We start from the raw sequence: 15,398 nt of genomic DNA on the forward strand, positions 1-15,398 counted from the left end.
GTGTTGTATTACCATAGCACGCGGCGTTTATGAAAGGGTAATCCTGGTTAACACGATTGCGGTCAGCATAGGGGAAGCTTACTCTTATGATCAACCTATTTTCAGGAGTGAAGAATGTCGACGAATCCTTTTTTAGACCAGAGTATGTTGCCCTATCAGGCGCCGCGTTTTGATCGGATCAAAGATTGCCATTATCGTCCTGCTTTTGATGAGGGCGTGCGACAAAAACGCGTGGAAATCGCGGCCATCGTCAATCATCCGGCGGCCCCTGACTTTACGAATACGCTTCTGGCGCTGGAGCAAAGCGGGGCGTTACTGTCACGCGTCACCAGCGTTTTTTTCGCGATGACCGCCGCGCACACTAACGATGAACTCCAGCGGTTAGATGAGGCGTTTTCTGCCGAACTGGCGGCGCTCTCCAACGATATTTATCTGAATAGCGCGTTATTCGCTCGCGTGGATGCCGTCTGGCAGCAGCGTCATTCACTGGGGCTGGATGATGAATCGCTACGGCTGGTCGACGTTATCCACCAGCGTTTTGTGTTGGCAGGCGCGCAGCTTGCCGAAGAGGATAAAGCGCGACTGAAAGTATTGAATACCGAATCCGCGACCTTAATGAGCCAGTTTAATCAGCGCCTGCTGGCGGCAAGTAAAGCGGGCGGGCTGGCGGTAGATGATGCGTATTGCCTGGAAGGATTAAGCCCGGAAGATATTGCCGTCGCTGCCGATGCGGCGCGTGAAAAAGGCCTCGAGAATCGCTGGTTCATTCCGCTCCTTAATACGACGCAACAGCCTGCGCTTGCTGCGCTGCGCGATCGCCAGACCCGCGAAAATTTATTCACAGCGTCATGGACTCGGGCGGAAAAAGGGGATGCCCACGACACCCGCGCGATCGTTCAGCGTCTGGTAGAGATTCGTCGCTGTCAGGCTACACTGCTGGGGTTCCCCAATTATGCCGCATGGAAAATCGCCGATCAGATGGCGAAAACTCCGCAAGCCGCGCTGAACTTTATGCGTGGTATTGTGCCGCCAGCGCGTCAGCGTGTGTTCAATGAACAGGCGGAAATTCAGCACGTCATTGATGATGAGCAGGGCGGTTACACCGTTCAGGCCTGGGACTGGATGTTCTATGCCGAACAGGTGCGGCGGGAAAAATATGCGTTGGATGAAGCGCAACTGAAGCCCTATTTTGCCTTAAATACGGTGTTGCAAGAGGGGGTTTTCTGGACCGCCAACCAGCTATTCGGCATCACCTTCGTCGAGCGTTTTGACATTCCGGTGTACCATCCTGATGTTCGGGTGTGGGAGATTTTCGATTCCGATGGCGTCGGTATGGCGTTATTTTATGGCGACTTCTTCGCGCGGGACTCGAAAAGTGGCGGCGCGTGGATGGGGAATTTTGTAGAGCAATCCCCCCTCAACGAAACCCGGCCTGTTATATACAATGTATGTAACTATCAGAAACCTGTCGATGGGCAGCCTGCATTACTGCTTTGGGACGACGTTATTACGCTCTTCCATGAGTTTGGTCATACGTTACACGGTTTGTTTGCCGTGCAGCGTTATGCCACGCTTTCAGGGACTAACACGCCCCGTGACTTTGTCGAGTTTCCCTCCCAGATTAATGAGCATTGGGCGAGTCATCCGCGTGTATTCGAACGTTATGCGCGTCATGTCGACAGCGGTGAAAAAATGCCTGCTGATTTACAGGAAAGAATGCGCAAGGCGAGTTTATTTAATAAAGGTTACGATATGACTGAATTGCTCGGCGCCGCATTGCTGGATATGCACTGGCATATGCTGGAGGAGAGCGTAGCGGAGCAGTCTGTCGCTGATTTCGAGCAGCAGGCGCTGACCGCTGAGCATCTTGATTTACCGGCAGTGCCGCCCCGCTATCGCAGCAGTTACTTTGCCCATATCTTCGGCGGCGGATACGCAGCGGGATACTACGCCTATCTGTGGACGCAAATGTTAGCGGATGACGGTTATCAATGGTTTGTAGAGCAGGGCGGCCTGACGCGTGAAAACGGGCAGCGTTTTCGTGATGACATCCTTTCCCGGGGGAATAGTACTGATTTAGAAACGCTTTATTCAGCCTGGCGTGGACATGAGCCGCATATTGATCCCATGTTGCAATATCGCGGACTTGATCACTAAGCTGATACGGTTGTTCGGCATTGTCGAACAACCGCCTGAAAATGAATCCTGCACTCCTGACGACAGCCAATTAAATTTATGGGGGCAAATTGTCTGAATATAAAGAGGACGTGCATTCGGATTTTTCTACTTATTTTTCCGTGGTGGATTGATTGCCAAAGATTTATTACCGCTTCGCTATTAACATTTTTAAAAATATATTTTCCGGCAAGCGGTGGTATTATGTAAATAATGCAGAAATGAATTTGACACTGCGCGCAGGGCGACTAAATTTAGAACTGTATCACATGATATGAGAAGACATATCATATTTAAAACGCAACATCATCATGAGGATTATATTATGGCAGAACATCGCGGCGGTTCCGGTAACTTTGCAGAAGATAAAGAGAAAGCCTCAGAAGCAGGTCGTAAAGGCGGCCAGCATAGTGGTGGGAACTTTAAAAACGATCCACAGCGTGCATCTGAAGCGGGTAAAAAAGGTGGGCAGAATAGCCACAGTGGCGGACGTAAATCCGACAATTAATTTTACTCCTGATATCTTGTAAATATATTCTGAAATATTGCGTAGACAATGCGGGCCTAAGGCTCGCATTTTTTTATTTATTCTGACCGTGAGTTATTCTGGCCGGTCAGGTGCAATTATTCTTTATGCTTTCTTTGTTAACAGAAAGAGCAATTCAGCGAGGGCAAATCGTACACATTTTTCTAATACTTCCTGACAATCTCCGCTAAAATGTTGTCGGCTTGTAAAGGTTATGTTGTTAATGTTCCAGGCAAACCAAACGGTTCCCGCCGGAGTGCCATCTTCGCCGCCTTCCGGACCGCCATAGCCACTGATCGCCATACTGATATCGACCTCAGCCTGATCTTTAGCTCCCTGAGCCATTTCAATGACGACCGCTTCGCTGACGGCGGTATGTTCGGCAAGACTGCGGCGTTGTACGCGTAAGATTTTTGCTTTGGCTTCATCAGTAAAAGTGACATAACCTACACCGTAAAAAGAGGGCGTATCTTCCGCTGCGCACAATGCTGAAGCCAGTTTCCCGCCGGTGCAGGATTCTGCAGTGGTCAGACGGAGTTTTTGGTTAACCAGTAAATCACCGAGTTTTTTTGTCAGGCTATCGACGGATTCGGCTTCATCAAGGGGGGCAATATCGTGCTGATCTAATCTCATCGTTTATTTTTCCGTTACAGAGACAAAAGAAACCTGTTCGTTCTTCTCAAGTATGGCATATTTACTTTGTGACATTGTCAGCGAGTGATCATTTTATCCAGTCACCAGCAAACCAGCCTCTCCATAACATGCTTACTTTTCTACGGTGATAAATGTCATTGAGTATGCGTAAAATCATTATCTTCAAAAAATAAAGCCGATTATTCTGAATTGTCATCCAGACATTGAAGTATACTACCCCAGCTATGTGGCCAACTCTATATTTCGCCGTTGCGTTTTAGCGTTAACCCGCGTTGATATTTGTTGTGTATTAACCCGGGTGGGTTGATTTTGTTACTTAATATTCTGCTGGTAAATTCATGTTTGTAAAAATTAAAAATAGCGACCAGACTTAATACGTCAAATGGACGTTATTAAGGAGAGAGCATGAAACTACAGGTGGCTGCATTTTTAAGTTTTCTGATAATGCCTTATGCGCTAGCGGATGATCAAGGGGGATTAAAAAAAGACGTGGCGCCGCCGCCGCCTCATGCTATTGAGGATGGTTATCGCGGTACGGACGATGCAGAAAAAATGACCATCGAACAGGCAAAAACCCTGCATGATGGCGCGACCGTTTCGCTGCGCGGCAACCTTATTGATCATAAAGGCGATGATCGCTATGTGTTCCGCGATAAATCCGGCGAGATTAACGTGATAATCCCTTCCGCTGTATTTGATGGGCGGGAAGTTCAGCCGGATCAAATGATCAACATAAACGGTAGTCTGGACAAGAAAGCGAAGGAATCGCTTGTTCGCGTGAACCGGCTGCAAAAGTAACGCGCGCTAACCGGCAATCTCCAGGTCAGTTATGCAGGGGACGCGGCTGGCCTGATACGATGGGCCTTGTAAAATGCGCCAGGGGGGACAAAAGGTTTCATAATGTTTTATTCAGGCCTGGTTACGTATTGTTTAACCTTCATTGATATTGACGGTGCTACAGTCATTAGCGATCCGTTATCCTCGCAAGAATTTGCCCGGTAGCGTATAAACAAAACACAAATCTATCCATGCAAGCATTTACCGCTGGTGAACCGGCGGTTTTTTTTTGCCCGAAATCCAGACAAAATCGGCCCCTTGTGCAGCGATGCAGCAAGGGGCCGGCTCTGTGAGGGATTATCTCCGTTCATTAATCATCCCATTTGTGACTGAACCAGGCGGCCAGAAATCCGGAAAATAAAATAATTCCTAATACAACGATAAAAAGGTTGATACTGCCTAACATCTCGTTTCTCCTTATTTTTGCGTGCATCCTCTTTTCTAAAAAAACCTCGTAGTGACTATAGTACTAATTTATACTTAAACAAAGTCTGAATTACTTATTTATTTTACTGGAAGGGTAAAGTATTAGAATATTTTCGTCAGCGCCCAGGAATATTCCTGAATTACTGCATTAATAGCAGATAATTAGCCTGCAATATATAGGGGTAACCAGGTGCGCCAGAAACTGCGCACATCATCGGTTGCAGATAATTAACAGGCGATAGCCTGTTGCGTAGGGGTAATCCGCATTCCTTTTAACATCAGCGCCCAGGCGAATACAATCGCGATGATCAGGACAACGAAAAGCGACCAGGCGGGAAGCGTCGTCAGGATCACGCCGCTGGCCAGCGGGTTTACTGCCGCACCCAGCCAGCCCAGCGATTGCGCTGAAAAATAGCTGGCTTTCATGCCGGCAGGTGCAATGTTGTCAATCAACATATATTCGCCAGGGGCATAAATAATTTCGCCAATCGTGAATATCGCCGCTGAAAGCCCCCAAAAAAGCAGATTGTCGCCTGAAAAAATAAATCCGATGAGCCCGGCGATAAAAAATACGGTGCCTGTCGTCATCATCGGTCGAATATTGACGGCGGTAAGTCGGCGGCCCACGGCGTATTGCAAACTGACCACAATAACCGCATTAACCGGCAGGACGACGGCTACCACTTTTTCCGCGAAACCACTATCGGCAACGACCATAACGTACTGTGAAATACAGGACGCAAATGCGCCTCCTACAAAGGAGGCCAGAAATGCCGAAAACGTAAACCACAATAATGCTTTGTCGCGCAGCAGAACGGAGGGAGACCAGATTGCGGCGTTTTTTCCCTCGCTGGCGGCAACCGATCGTGTAACCCATACCTGAATAAAAACCAGCGGGAATGCGGAACAGATGGCGGCAAGCCAGAAGGGTAAATTGATGCTTTGCATGACCAGCAGCGTGCCGAGCGGTGGGCCAATCGTCCAGCCGATATTGAGTACGGTATAGTTGAGCGAAAAAATCCGCGTTTTTGTCGTGGCGGTGAGGTTATCGGCGAACCAGGCTTTCAGGACGGTAGAAAAAACCGAATAGGCACAGTTAATGAGCGCAAAAAGCAGGACAACCAGTACGACATTATGCACCATTGGGATGACGATAAATCCGCAGGCGAAGGCGATGATCGCAAGTAGCATGTAGCGCTTTTTATCAAACTTATCCGCCAGAATCCCAAATCCAAGACTAAAGACGACGCCGATTGTTAACGCGCTGGTCAACGCGTAACCAATCAGATCCACGCCCAAACCGTACTGGCGGTTAAGATAGATGGTCATAAAGGGGAGTGTGGCGCCGCGTCCAATCGTCAATAACAGCGATGAGGCGAGTAAAGCCAGCGTTGAACGTCTCAATCCTGAATTCATTTTTCCTGCCTGAAATGGAGGTTACGTTTCGGGGCGTTTTAATCTCCGTGCCCGCAAAAGCATGATGTTTATGCGCTACAGTACAGCCTTAACATACCATAGCGCAGGATTTTGCCCACCGTGTGTTGTTCAATGCCCTGCTCGCGGTAAAAAGAAAAGTTCTGTTATGGTGCACTGATTTTCGATAACTTACCTCTTTACAAAATTTTAATAATAACAGAGGCCGATGATGTCGCGAAAAGACGGGTTTTTGGCGTTACTGGTGGTTGTCGCATGGGGGCTAAATTTTGTTGTCATCAAAGTAGGTCTGCACCATATGCCGCCATTATTGCTGGCAGGATTACGGTTTTTATTGGTGGCGTTTCCGGCAATTTTCTTTGTTGCCCGGCCTAAAGTCCCGCTTGCGCTGTTGCTGGGCTATGGGCTGACGATAAGCTTTGGGCAGTTCGCCTTTCTCTTTTGCGCGATTAAGTTTGGTATGCCCGCAGGACTGGCGTCGTTGGTATTACAGGCGCAGGCCTTTTTTACCATGGCATTGGGGGCGTTTGTTTTTGGCGAGCGGTTCCAACGTAAGCAGTTGGCGGGGATTACCCTGGCGATTATTGGCGTACTGGTATTGATTGAAGCCAGTCTGAACGGACAGCATATAGCGATGTCGGGATTTATGCTGACTCTGGCGGCGGCATTTAGCTGGGCCTGCGGCAATATTTTTAATAAAAAAATTATGCAACATAGCCCGCGTCCGGCGGTGATGTCGCTGGTGGTCTGGAGCGCGCTGATCCCGATCCTGCCGTTCCTGCTGTCGTCGCTGCTACTGGAAGGGGCGGATCACATTACGCAAAGCCTTATTACCATTGATATGACGACGATATTGTCGCTGCTTTACCTGGCTTTTGTCGCCACTATCCTTGGCTACGGCATCTGGGGCGCGTTACTGGGACGCTATGAGACCTGGCGCGTGGCGCCGTTATCATTGCTGGTGCCGGTAGTCGGGCTGGCGAGCGCCGCGGTATTACTCGGAGAAACGTTGACCGCAATGCAACTTGCAGGCGCAGTACTGATTATGGCTGGACTCTATATCAATGTGTTTGGATTTCGTGTGCGCCGTACTGCGTGCGTCAGGGGATGAGGTATTGGCATCATATTGCGAGTTAAGAAAAGTCTTATTCACTGGCTAATGACTTGTTATTATAGGGATATATTTTTAATTAAATTCTAAATTGTGCGCTTTCGCACAAAATGAGACAAATGTGATAAGAACTTTCTTATCATTGCAGCGTTTTTCTGAATTGCTCTGAATTTAATTTATGCGTCAGAATTATGAAATAAACCATGATAAAGGTAAGGAATAGTGATTATTGTCATCACCACATGTGAATACTTTAAAAAAGGATTTGGTTATATCGTTGATGATATCCGGAGGGAGTACTGTTCATTTACTGAGGTCGTCTATGCTAAGCACATTGGATGTGTAAATAAGCAAACCCTGCAAAGGGTGAAAGCGATTATTGTTGATTATGGTCAGGCAGATATACATTTGCTAAGCTCGCTGTTTGAATTTAAAACCCATCACCCTGATAGCTATATTATTCTCATTACGCGAGATACTTGCTATGAGAGTACTATTGATAACATTCTTATTAATGCGTTATCCGATTTTAGCGTGGATTGTAAGGATGCGCTGAAGAAAATTAGCGGATTCCTCGCGAATTATGGAGAGGCTAAACATAATAGAGTGATTACTAAAAACAGCAATCTTTATTGCCTTGAAAAACAGGTGAATCTATCGAAAAAAGAGGTGAACGTACTGCCTTTTATTATGACAGGCAAAAAAAACAAAGAGATATCGCGGCATCTTGATCTAAGCGAAAAGACGATTTGCCACTATCGGCGCAGTATCTACAAGAAATTTCAGGTCAATAATCTGGCAGGTCTTTATTATAAGATTGAAGATAAATGCTAATCTCACTGGCTTCAGACCACGCCGCGAAGCGATAACGGCGGACTCGTCATAGCCAGAAGGTACTCAAAAAATGCCCCGTTAAACGGGGCAAATAGGTTAAAGGCGTTGGTCGTTATAATAGGGCACGCCTAATTCATCTGACTTATCGCTGTTCACGCTCACGGGGTGAAGGTCATTTGGCGGAACGCCCACGGAGGGCAGAAGCATCACATCACAGCTATTTTGTGCCACAGGTAACAGTGTTTGTTCTGCGATGCCATATCCGGAGGCGATAAGTAACAGACCCGGCAGGACGGGAAACAGTATTTTCATGGTGCCCTTCGCGTGGCGCATAAACAAACTAGCAGTTGCCATGGTTCAGCGGCAGCATATACCGTGATTCGCCATGCATATTGGTAATCCGGTATTTGTGTGGCGGCACGTCAAAATAGTTTTTGAACGTCCTGGTCAATGTTTGCTGTGACTCAAAGCCATAGCGTTCCGCCAGATAGAGGATGGGCTCGTTGCTCTCTTTTAATTTTTGCGCAATTTCCGTCATTTTACGGCTGCGGATGTATTGACCTAATGAATGACCGGTCTCTTTTTTAAACATCCGTTGCAGGTGCCATTTGGAGTACCCTGAACGCTCAGACACTTTTTCCAGTGAGAGCGGCGATTCCAGGTTATCCTCGATCCAGTCCAAAATGCTATGAATAGTAATAGCGTCAGTGTTGCGTCTGGACATCGTCATACCTCTTTTTTGTCTACGGCAGAATTTTCTTGAGCAAATACTCAAGCGTTGCCACTTCGTCCGCCGTTAAGTTTTTTGTTAATTCCTGATGCAGGTCTTGCCCTGGTCGTTGATGACATTGCTCACAAATTGCCGCGCCGTCCGGCGTTAGCTTCACCAGTACGCCGCGTTTGTCATTAGGATTCGGCAGTCTTTCGATCCAGCCTTTGCACAGCAGGCGGTCGAGCATCCGCGTCAATGCGCCGAGATCGACAGACAGCACTTTTTTAAGTTCAACCGGGGTAACACATCCCGCGCAGCGTATCGAGCAAAGCACTTTAAACTGTGATGCGGTGATATCCAGCGGGGATAAGTAGTCATTTAACAGGCGATCTTTTTTCTGATTTACCATGTAGATCAAGCGACCCAGCGGAATGATTTCATTGAACAGATCACTGGTGCTTTTCAAAATGGTTGCCCCGGCAAGTAATTAATTTCGTCAGATACTATTTCTCAGGCAAGTATAAGTCAACTGAATGAATTAACCGATGCCACGATTTGCTAAAAGGCGTACAAGGTAATGTGTTGTGATAACCTGTAACTAATTGATAATTACAGGTTATAGGTTACGGAGGATATTGACTTACGCACTGGCAAAATGGCGCGCCGGGGCAGTTTCACTTTATACTTCCGGTTCATGAAACGCTGATGGGTAAGAGATAGTATTATGATGGATTTGTTTAAAGCGATTGGATTGGGACTGGTCGTACTGCTCCCTTTAGCCAATCCGCTAACCACCGTGGCGCTGTTTCTTGGCCTTGCGGGCAATATGAATAGTGCGGAACGCAACCGACAGTCATACATGGCTTCGGTTTATGTCTTCGCCATTATGATGGTGGCGTACTATGCCGGGCAGTTAGTCATGAACACCTTCGGTATTTCGATTCCAGGGCTACGGATCGCCGGTGGGTTAATCGTAGCGTTTATCGGCTTCAGAATGCTTTTCCCGCAGCAGAAGGCGCATGAGTCGCCGGAAGCGAAAAGCAAATCGGAGGAGCTGGCGGACGAACCGACGGCCAATATTGCGTTTGTTCCACTGGCTATGCCAAGCACCGCAGGACCGGGGACTATTGCAATGATCATCAGTTCCGCTTCCACAGTGCGTCATGGCGGCGAGTTTCCCGACTGGGTCATTACGGTCGCGCCGCCGATTATTTTTCTTGCCGTGGCGGTGATCCTGTGGGGATGTTTACGCAGTTCCGGCGCTATCATGCGGCTGGTGGGTAAAGGGGGGATTGAAGCGATTTCCCGCTTAATGGGATTCCTGCTGGTGTGTATGGGCGTACAATTTATTATCAACGGCGTGGTAGAAATTATTAAAACGTACCACTAAGGCGCATTTTTGTCTGCCGGAAAGGCGTTCCCGGCAGACGAATGTCTTAATGCGATTGTTCTTCCAGCATCACTGGCCATTTACGGAATATGAGCACAGCCCATACCAGCGCGGCACAGGCGGGTATGGCGCCAATATAGCCGATGGCCGACATTGACCAGTGCAAACTCACCTGATTTCCTACCAGCGCGCCAGCGCCAATACCGATATTAAAGATGCCTGAAAATAGCGCCATTGCGACATCGGTCGCGTCCGGGGCCAGCGCCAGTACTTTCACCTGCATACCGAGCCCTATCACCATAATCGCGATTCCCCAGAAAATGCTCAGTATGGCCAGATGCGCTTCGCTATCCGCCGCAGGCAGCAACAGAAGCAGACAGACAACCAGCAGGGCAATAGCGATACTGACGAGCGACGAGGCATGGCGATTACCCAGTTTACCAAACACGAGGCTGCCGATGATTCCGGCGCCGCCCAGGATCAGTAACAGGACGGTAGCAAAATTCGCACTGAGCCCGGCGACATTCTGAACGAACGGTTCAATATAGCTATAAGCCGTGTAATGCGCAGTCACCACAACGACGGTCAGTACATAGAGGCTCATCAGCGCCGGGCGTCGGAATAGCAAAGGTAAACTTTTTAGTGAGCCGGAATGTTCGCTCGGCAATTTCGGTAGAAGCTTAATCAGACATAGCAGCGTAATTAATGCGCCCATGCCGATGGCAAAAAAGGTGGTGCGCCAGCCAAAATACTGACCAACAACGCGACCTATCGGCAGCCCAAGCACCATGGCCAACGCGGTTCCGGTCGCTATCAGACTTAATGCCTGCGCGCGTTTCCCGGCAGGGGCCAGGCGGATCGCCAAAGACGCGGTTATCGACCAGAAAATAGCGTGGGCGAAAGCGATGCCGATACGGCTAATGACCAGCACGGTAAAGCTCCACGCCAGGAAGGAGAGCACATGGCTGGCAATAAACAGAACAAACAGACAAATGAGTAGCTTACGGCGCTCCATTTGACTGGTAAGAAGCATAAAAGGTAGCGACATGACGGCAACTACCCAGGCGTAAATGGTTAGCATGATGCCGACCTGCGCGGTTTGCATATGAAAGCTTTCGGCAATGTCTGACAGCAAACCAACCGGCACAAATTCCGTGGTATTGAAAATAAAAGCGGCGATAGCAAGCGTAACTACCCGTAGCCACGCGACCTTGCGGGAAACTGGATTGATAGTCATAAAAATATTTCGGGTTAGTTGCGAGAAGGTGAGGCCGCGATCTTAAAACGTTTACTGGCGAAAAGACAATCATTTTGTGACCTGCGTCTCATTTACTTCGCAGGCCGTTTCGTCTTCAGTCGACGCTCGCCAGTTGGGCGTTAAGTAGCTCTATAAAGGCCTCAAGCTGGCGCGTCATCGCCCCGCGCCGCCAAATTAGCCAGGTGGTAAGCCAGCGCCACTTCTCCGCCAACGGCCAGGCTTCCACTTGATGATGTCCTGGCATACTGTTGAGCATACTTGCTGGCATCAGCGCAATACCTGCGCCGGCGATTACGCACGCCAACATTCCATGATATGACTCCATTTCGTGAATCGTACCGGGGGTCGCGCCATCGGCATGAAACCAGCTTTCGAAATGCCGCCGGTAAGAACAGTTGGCGCGAAAAGCATATATGTTACAACCATTCACCTCGCTTGCGCGCGAAACGACGGGATGGCCGTGCGGCGCGACGATCATCATCTCTTCCTGGTAAACCGGCATACCTTCCAGCCCCGGATGCATTAGCGGGCCATCAATAAAGGCGGCGTTCAGCTTTCCTTCGAGCACGCCATCCAGCATGGCGCCGGAAGGACCTGTCGTTAACGCGAACTGAATTTTAGGGTAACGCTGGTTATAGCCCGCCAGCAGCGCGGGGATACGTACGGCGGCAGTACTTTCTAACGCGCCGAGTGAAAACAGTCCTTGCGGTTCCTTTCCGGCGACCACCATGCGGGCTTCATCGACCAGCGCCAGGATCTGCTGGCTGTAACGTAAAAAGTTATGTCCGGCTGGCGACAGCCTGAGACGCTGGTTTTCGCGAATAAACAGAGAGACGCCAAGGTCGGCTTCAAGCTGGCGGATACGCGTGGTCAGGTTAGACGGAACGCGGTGCACTTTTGCCGCCGCCTGCGTAATGCTACCCGTTAGAGCGACAGCGTTAAACATTTCCAGTTGCGTCAGGTCCATGGTTTTCTCAATTCGTGAATGTTCTGGTTAATATTATTCATTTCTCGGAAAGGGTAAAGGGCGTCATGATGGTATGACTTCCCTGATAACGAGAGAAAGGAACATGACCATGATGACTGCAACACAGGCGCTATCCATGAATCCTGCGACCGGGCAGACGCTGGCGACAAGGCCCTGGGCTAACGCGCAAGAGATTGAATATGCGCTGAATCTGGCGGCGAATGGTTGCAAAAAGTGGAAAATGACGTCGGTAGCGCAACGGGCGCAAACATTACGCGATATTGGTCAGGCGCTTCGCGCTCATGCAGAAGAGATGGCGCAATGTATTACGCGTGAAATGGGTAAACCCATAAAACAGGCGCGTGCGGAAGTGATGAAATCCGCCGCGTTATGCGACTGGTATGCGGAACATGGTCCGGCAATGCTGAATCCTGAGCCTACACTGGTAGAAAATCAGCAGGCGGTGATTGAATACCGTCCGCTGGGCGTCATTCTGGCGATAATGCCGTGGAATTTTCCTTTATGGCAGGTGTTACGCGGGGCAGTGCCGATACTGCTGGCGGGGAATAGCTACTTGTTAAAACATGCACCCAATGTCACTGGTTGCGCGCAGATGATAGACCGAATCTTGACGGAAGCCGGTACTCCCGCTGGCGTCTATGGATGGGTGAACGCTAATAATGAGGGCGTGAGTCAGATGATTAACGATCCGCGAATCGCGGCGGTGACGGTGACAGGCAGCGTGCGCGCCGGCGCGGCGATTGGCGCTCAGGCTGGGGCGGCGCTGAAAAAATGCGTACTGGAACTGGGTGGGGCGGATCCGTTTATTGTGCTTAATGATGCCGATCTTGAGCTGGCGGTAAACGCTGCGGTTGCAGGACGCTATCAAAACACCGGACAAGTCTGCGCCGCCGCCAAACGTTTTATTGTCGAAGAGGGCATTGCACAGGCGTTTACCGAGCGATTTGTGGCGGCTGCCGCGGCATTAAAGATAGGTGATCCTCTGGTTGAAGAGAATGACCTGGGACCGATGGCGCGCTTTGATCTGCGTGATGAACTCCATCAACAGGTGCAGGCTTCTGTCGCCGAAGGCGCACGGCTACTGTTGGGCGGCGAGAAAATCGCCGGGGAAGGCAACTATTATGCTGCGACCGTTCTGGCTGATGTCACGCCTGACATGACTGCATTTCGTCAGGAGCTTTTTGGGCCTGTTGCCGCCATTACCGTTGCAAAAGATGCGGCGCACGCCCTCGCGCTGGCGAATGACAGTGAGTTTGGCCTGTCGGCGACGATCTTTACCGCCAACGATACGCTGGCCGCGGAGATGGCGGTGCGTCTTGAGTGCGGTGGGGTATTCATTAATGGGTACAGCGCCAGCGATGCGCGTGTGGCATTCGGCGGGGTGAAGAAAAGCGGCTTCGGTCGCGAGCTTTCGCACTTTGGTTTACACGAATTTTGCAATGTGCAGACCGTTTGGAAGAACCGTGTCTAATCGTCCTGACGTCGCGTCGTGCCCTCTGCTATACTCGCAGGCCTTTTCAGACCTGCGAGCAAGGAGCATGTTGTGGCCAGGGCCATGGATAATGCAATTTTAGAGACGATTTTACAGCGCGTTCGCCCCCTTATTGGCCAGGGCAAAGTCGCTGACTATATTCCGGCATTAGCGTCCGTCGAGGGTTCAAAGCTGGGAATAGCGATTTGTACCGTGGACGGGCAGCATTATCAGGCGGGCGATGCGCACGAACGCTTCTCTATTCAGTCTATTTCGAAAGTGCTCAGTCTGGTGGTGGCGATGCGTCATTATCCAGAAGAGGAGATCTGGCAGCGCGTCGGAAAAGATCCTTCCGGCTCGCCGTTCAATTCGCTGGTTCAGTTAGAGATGGAACAAGGTATCCCGCGTAATCCATTTATTAATGCGGGCGCGCTGGTGGTATGCGACATGTTGCAAGGACGGCTTAGCGCGCCGCGTCAGCGGATGCTGGAAGTTGTGCGCGCGCTTTGCGGCGTATCGGATATTACGTATGACACTACGGTCGCTCGCTCTGAATTTGAGCATTCCGCCCGTAACGCCGCTATTGCCTGGCTGATGAAATCGTTCGGTAATTTTCATCATGATGTGCCTACCGTGTTGCAAAATTACTTCCACTACTGCGCGTTGAAAATGAGCTGCATGGAACTGGCGAGGACGTTTGTCTTTCTGGCAAATCAGGGCGAGGCATTTCATCTCGACGAGCCGGTAGTTACACCTATGCAGGCCCGGCAGATTAACGCGCTGATGGCGACCAGTGGTATGTATCAGAACGCCGGAGAGTTTGCCTGGCGTGTAGGATTGCCCGCTAAGTCCGGCGTGGGTGGCGGTATTGTCGCCATTGTGCCGCATGAAATGGCGATTGCCGTCTGGAGTCCGGAGCTGGACCCTGCGGGAAACTCTCTGGCGGGTATTGCCGCGCTTGAACAATTAACACAAACATTAGGACGCTCGGTATACTGATGAATGCGCTTGAACCGCTTTTTGCCCGCCTGGCGCGATCGACATTTCGTTCGCGTTTTCGTCTCAGGGTAAAAGAAAGACAATATTGCTGGGATAAAGGCGCGGAGGTGATTGATAAACACGCCGCCGATTTTATCGCCCAACGACTGGCATCAGCTCACCCGGCGAATGATGGTAAGCAAACGCCGATGCGGGGACACCCGGTGTTTATCGCGCAACACGCGACGGCGACCTGCTGTCGTGGATGTCTGGCAAAGTGGCATCACATTCCCCAGGGCGAAGCACTGAGCGAAGCGCAGCAACAGTATATTGTCAGCGTTATCCATTACTGGCTGGTTATACAAATGAATCAGCGGTAGGAGACGTTTGTTGCCGTCGACGCTTCATGATTGAATTACCTTAATACTCTCCCGGTTTATCCTTTCTTTTTTCTCTTCGTCCTGCGGGCTATACGTGGGCATATCTCCTATGAAGCCGTTTTCTTATCGACGTCGGAGCGGCGCCATTTCACTGGATATACCAATCGGGCAAAAATAGTCACGACGTCTTGATCAAAACAGGGGTTCAGAGTCGTAAAGTTTGC

Annotated in this window: 17 protein-coding genes; 9 read left to right on the plus strand and 8 right to left on the minus strand. The window is 49.9% G+C overall.

The features are described from left to right. The first annotated feature begins 114 nt into the window (after window positions 1-114). On the plus strand, window positions 115-2,157 hold the full coding sequence (dcp, locus tag ACE15A_RS10445) for a peptidyl-dipeptidase Dcp (protein WP_129382419.1): 2,043 nt from the start codon (window positions 115-117) through the stop codon (window positions 2,155-2,157). Between the two features lie 343 nt (window positions 2,158-2,500). Continuing rightward, window positions 2,501-2,683, plus strand: a complete 183-nt coding sequence (locus tag ACE15A_RS10450; protein ID WP_000807641.1) for a general stress protein — start codon at window positions 2,501-2,503, stop codon at window positions 2,681-2,683. A gap of 123 nt (window positions 2,684-2,806) precedes the next feature. Here ACE15A_RS10450 and ACE15A_RS10455 read toward each other — a convergent pair whose 3' ends face one another. After that, complete coding sequence (locus tag ACE15A_RS10455) at window positions 2,807-3,334, minus strand: 2-oxo-tetronate isomerase (protein WP_053510174.1); 528 nt, start codon at window positions 3,332-3,334, stop codon at window positions 2,807-2,809. A gap of 426 nt (window positions 3,335-3,760) precedes the next feature. Between ACE15A_RS10455 and ACE15A_RS10460 the strand changes: the two genes are divergently transcribed. After that, window positions 3,761-4,153 carry a YdeI family stress tolerance OB fold protein gene (locus tag ACE15A_RS10460; protein WP_023248381.1) on the plus strand — a complete coding sequence of 131 codons (393 nt, stop codon included), beginning with the start codon at window positions 3,761-3,763 and terminating at the stop codon, window positions 4,151-4,153. Window positions 4,154-4,502: 349 nt separating this feature from the next. On the opposite strand, the gene mgtS is transcribed toward ACE15A_RS10460, so the two are convergent. Together mgtS and ydeE are read right to left on the minus strand one after the other, a co-directional pair. Then, the gene (gene mgtS / locus ACE15A_RS10465; RefSeq protein ID WP_000901531.1) at window positions 4,503-4,598 is read right to left on the minus strand and encodes a protein MgtS; all 96 of its coding nucleotides are present in this window, start codon (window positions 4,596-4,598) and stop codon (window positions 4,503-4,505) included. Window positions 4,599-4,846: 248 nt separating this feature from the next. After that, window positions 4,847-6,034, minus strand: coding sequence for an efflux MFS transporter YdeE (gene ydeE, locus ACE15A_RS10470; protein ID WP_023248380.1), 1,188 nt, complete (start codon window positions 6,032-6,034; stop codon window positions 4,847-4,849). Window positions 6,035-6,260: 226 nt separating this feature from the next. Here ydeE and eamA point away from each other — a divergent pair, with 226 nt between their 5' ends. After that, complete coding sequence (eamA, locus tag ACE15A_RS10475) at window positions 6,261-7,163, plus strand: O-acetylserine/cysteine exporter (protein ID WP_072158764.1); 903 nt, start codon at window positions 6,261-6,263, stop codon at window positions 7,161-7,163. Window positions 7,164-7,385: 222 nt separating this feature from the next. Further along, the gene (locus ACE15A_RS10480) at window positions 7,386-7,997 is read left to right on the plus strand and encodes a LuxR family transcriptional regulator (protein WP_023247490.1); all 612 of its coding nucleotides are present in this window, start codon (window positions 7,386-7,388) and stop codon (window positions 7,995-7,997) included. A gap of 96 nt (window positions 7,998-8,093) precedes the next feature. On the opposite strand, the gene marB is transcribed toward ACE15A_RS10480, so the two are convergent. From marB to marR, 3 genes are read right to left on the minus strand one after another with little or no spacing between them, the layout of a single operon-like run. Beyond that, on the minus strand, window positions 8,094-8,309 hold the full coding sequence (marB, locus tag ACE15A_RS10485; RefSeq protein ID WP_023247491.1) for a multiple antibiotic resistance protein MarB: 216 nt from the start codon (window positions 8,307-8,309) through the stop codon (window positions 8,094-8,096). A 28-nt stretch (window positions 8,310-8,337) separates the two neighbouring features. Then, a complete protein-coding gene (gene marA, locus ACE15A_RS10490; protein WP_000091193.1) occupies window positions 8,338-8,721 on the minus strand; it encodes an MDR efflux pump AcrAB transcriptional activator MarA in 384 nt (127 codons plus the stop codon). A 19-nt stretch (window positions 8,722-8,740) separates the two neighbouring features. Then, window positions 8,741-9,175 carry a multiple antibiotic resistance transcriptional regulator MarR gene (marR, locus tag ACE15A_RS10495; protein WP_023247492.1) on the minus strand — a complete coding sequence of 145 codons (435 nt, stop codon included), beginning with the start codon at window positions 9,173-9,175 and terminating at the stop codon, window positions 8,741-8,743. Between the two features lie 258 nt (window positions 9,176-9,433). Between marR and ACE15A_RS10500 the strand changes: the two genes are divergently transcribed. Further along, window positions 9,434-10,099: a MarC family NAAT transporter gene (locus tag ACE15A_RS10500; protein WP_023247493.1), complete on the plus strand. Its 666-nt coding sequence runs from the start codon at window positions 9,434-9,436 to the stop codon at window positions 10,097-10,099. Between the two features lie 46 nt (window positions 10,100-10,145). Here the strand turns inward: ACE15A_RS10500 and ACE15A_RS10505 are convergent, their stop codons facing one another. Both ACE15A_RS10505 and ACE15A_RS10510 read right to left on the minus strand, forming a co-directional pair. Then, window positions 10,146-11,336 (minus strand): sugar transporter, encoded by a 1,191-nt coding sequence (locus ACE15A_RS10505; protein WP_023247494.1) that lies wholly within the window; start codon window positions 11,334-11,336, stop codon window positions 10,146-10,148. Window positions 11,337-11,451: 115 nt separating this feature from the next. After that, window positions 11,452-12,324, minus strand: a complete 873-nt coding sequence (locus ACE15A_RS10510) for a LysR family transcriptional regulator (RefSeq protein WP_023247495.1) — start codon at window positions 12,322-12,324, stop codon at window positions 11,452-11,454. Between the two features lie 103 nt (window positions 12,325-12,427). On the opposite strand from ACE15A_RS10510, the gene sad reads away from it, so the two are divergent. From sad to ACE15A_RS10525, 3 genes are all read left to right on the plus strand, one after another. Continuing rightward, complete coding sequence (gene sad, locus ACE15A_RS10515; protein WP_023247496.1) at window positions 12,428-13,816, plus strand: succinate-semialdehyde dehydrogenase; 1,389 nt, start codon at window positions 12,428-12,430, stop codon at window positions 13,814-13,816. A gap of 72 nt (window positions 13,817-13,888) precedes the next feature. Then, entirely contained in the window at window positions 13,889-14,815 is a 927-nt protein-coding gene (gene glsB / locus ACE15A_RS10520) for a glutaminase B (RefSeq protein WP_023247497.1), read from the plus strand. Next, window positions 14,815-15,174, plus strand: coding sequence for a DUF4186 domain-containing protein (locus ACE15A_RS10525; RefSeq protein ID WP_053510172.1), 360 nt, complete (start codon window positions 14,815-14,817; stop codon window positions 15,172-15,174). The genes glsB and ACE15A_RS10525 overlap by 1 nt, the downstream gene beginning before the upstream one ends. The last annotated feature ends 224 nt before the right edge of the window (window positions 15,175-15,398 follow it).

The sequence above is a fragment of the Salmonella sp. HY31 genome, assembly GCF_042604575.1.
Lineage (GTDB): Bacteria > Pseudomonadota > Gammaproteobacteria > Enterobacterales > Enterobacteriaceae > Salmonella > Salmonella diarizonae.

What these genes read in the sequence shown, in the direction of transcription:
- ydeE (WP_023248380.1), bottom strand. Translation starts at nt 6,034, where the DNA reads ATGAATTCAGGATTGAGACGTTCAACGCTGGCTTTACTCGCCTCATCG.
- ACE15A_RS10455 (WP_053510174.1), bottom strand. Translation starts at nt 3,334, where the DNA reads ATGAGATTAGATCAGCACGATATTGCCCCCCTTGATGAAGCCGAATCC.
- marA (WP_000091193.1), bottom strand. Translation starts at nt 8,721, where the DNA reads ATGTCCAGACGCAACACTGACGCTATTACTATTCATAGCATTTTGGAC.
- ACE15A_RS10450 (WP_000807641.1), top strand. Translation starts at nt 2,501, where the DNA reads ATGGCAGAACATCGCGGCGGTTCCGGTAACTTTGCAGAAGATAAAGAG.
- ACE15A_RS10500 (WP_023247493.1), top strand. Translation starts at nt 9,434, where the DNA reads ATGATGGATTTGTTTAAAGCGATTGGATTGGGACTGGTCGTACTGCTC.
- ACE15A_RS10510 (WP_023247495.1), bottom strand. Translation starts at nt 12,324, where the DNA reads ATGGACCTGACGCAACTGGAAATGTTTAACGCTGTCGCTCTAACGGGT.
- sad (WP_023247496.1), top strand. Translation starts at nt 12,428, where the DNA reads ATGACCATGATGACTGCAACACAGGCGCTATCCATGAATCCTGCGACC.
- ACE15A_RS10505 (WP_023247494.1), bottom strand. Translation starts at nt 11,336, where the DNA reads ATGACTATCAATCCAGTTTCCCGCAAGGTCGCGTGGCTACGGGTAGTT.
- mgtS (WP_000901531.1), bottom strand. Translation starts at nt 4,598, where the DNA reads ATGTTAGGCAGTATCAACCTTTTTATCGTTGTATTAGGAATTATTTTA.
- dcp (WP_129382419.1), top strand. Translation starts at nt 115, where the DNA reads ATGTCGACGAATCCTTTTTTAGACCAGAGTATGTTGCCCTATCAGGCG.
- ACE15A_RS10460 (WP_023248381.1), top strand. Translation starts at nt 3,761, where the DNA reads ATGAAACTACAGGTGGCTGCATTTTTAAGTTTTCTGATAATGCCTTAT.
- marB (WP_023247491.1), bottom strand. Translation starts at nt 8,309, where the DNA reads ATGAAAATACTGTTTCCCGTCCTGCCGGGTCTGTTACTTATCGCCTCC.
- ACE15A_RS10525 (WP_053510172.1), top strand. Translation starts at nt 14,815, where the DNA reads ATGAATGCGCTTGAACCGCTTTTTGCCCGCCTGGCGCGATCGACATTT.
- eamA (WP_072158764.1), top strand. Translation starts at nt 6,261, where the DNA reads ATGATGTCGCGAAAAGACGGGTTTTTGGCGTTACTGGTGGTTGTCGCA.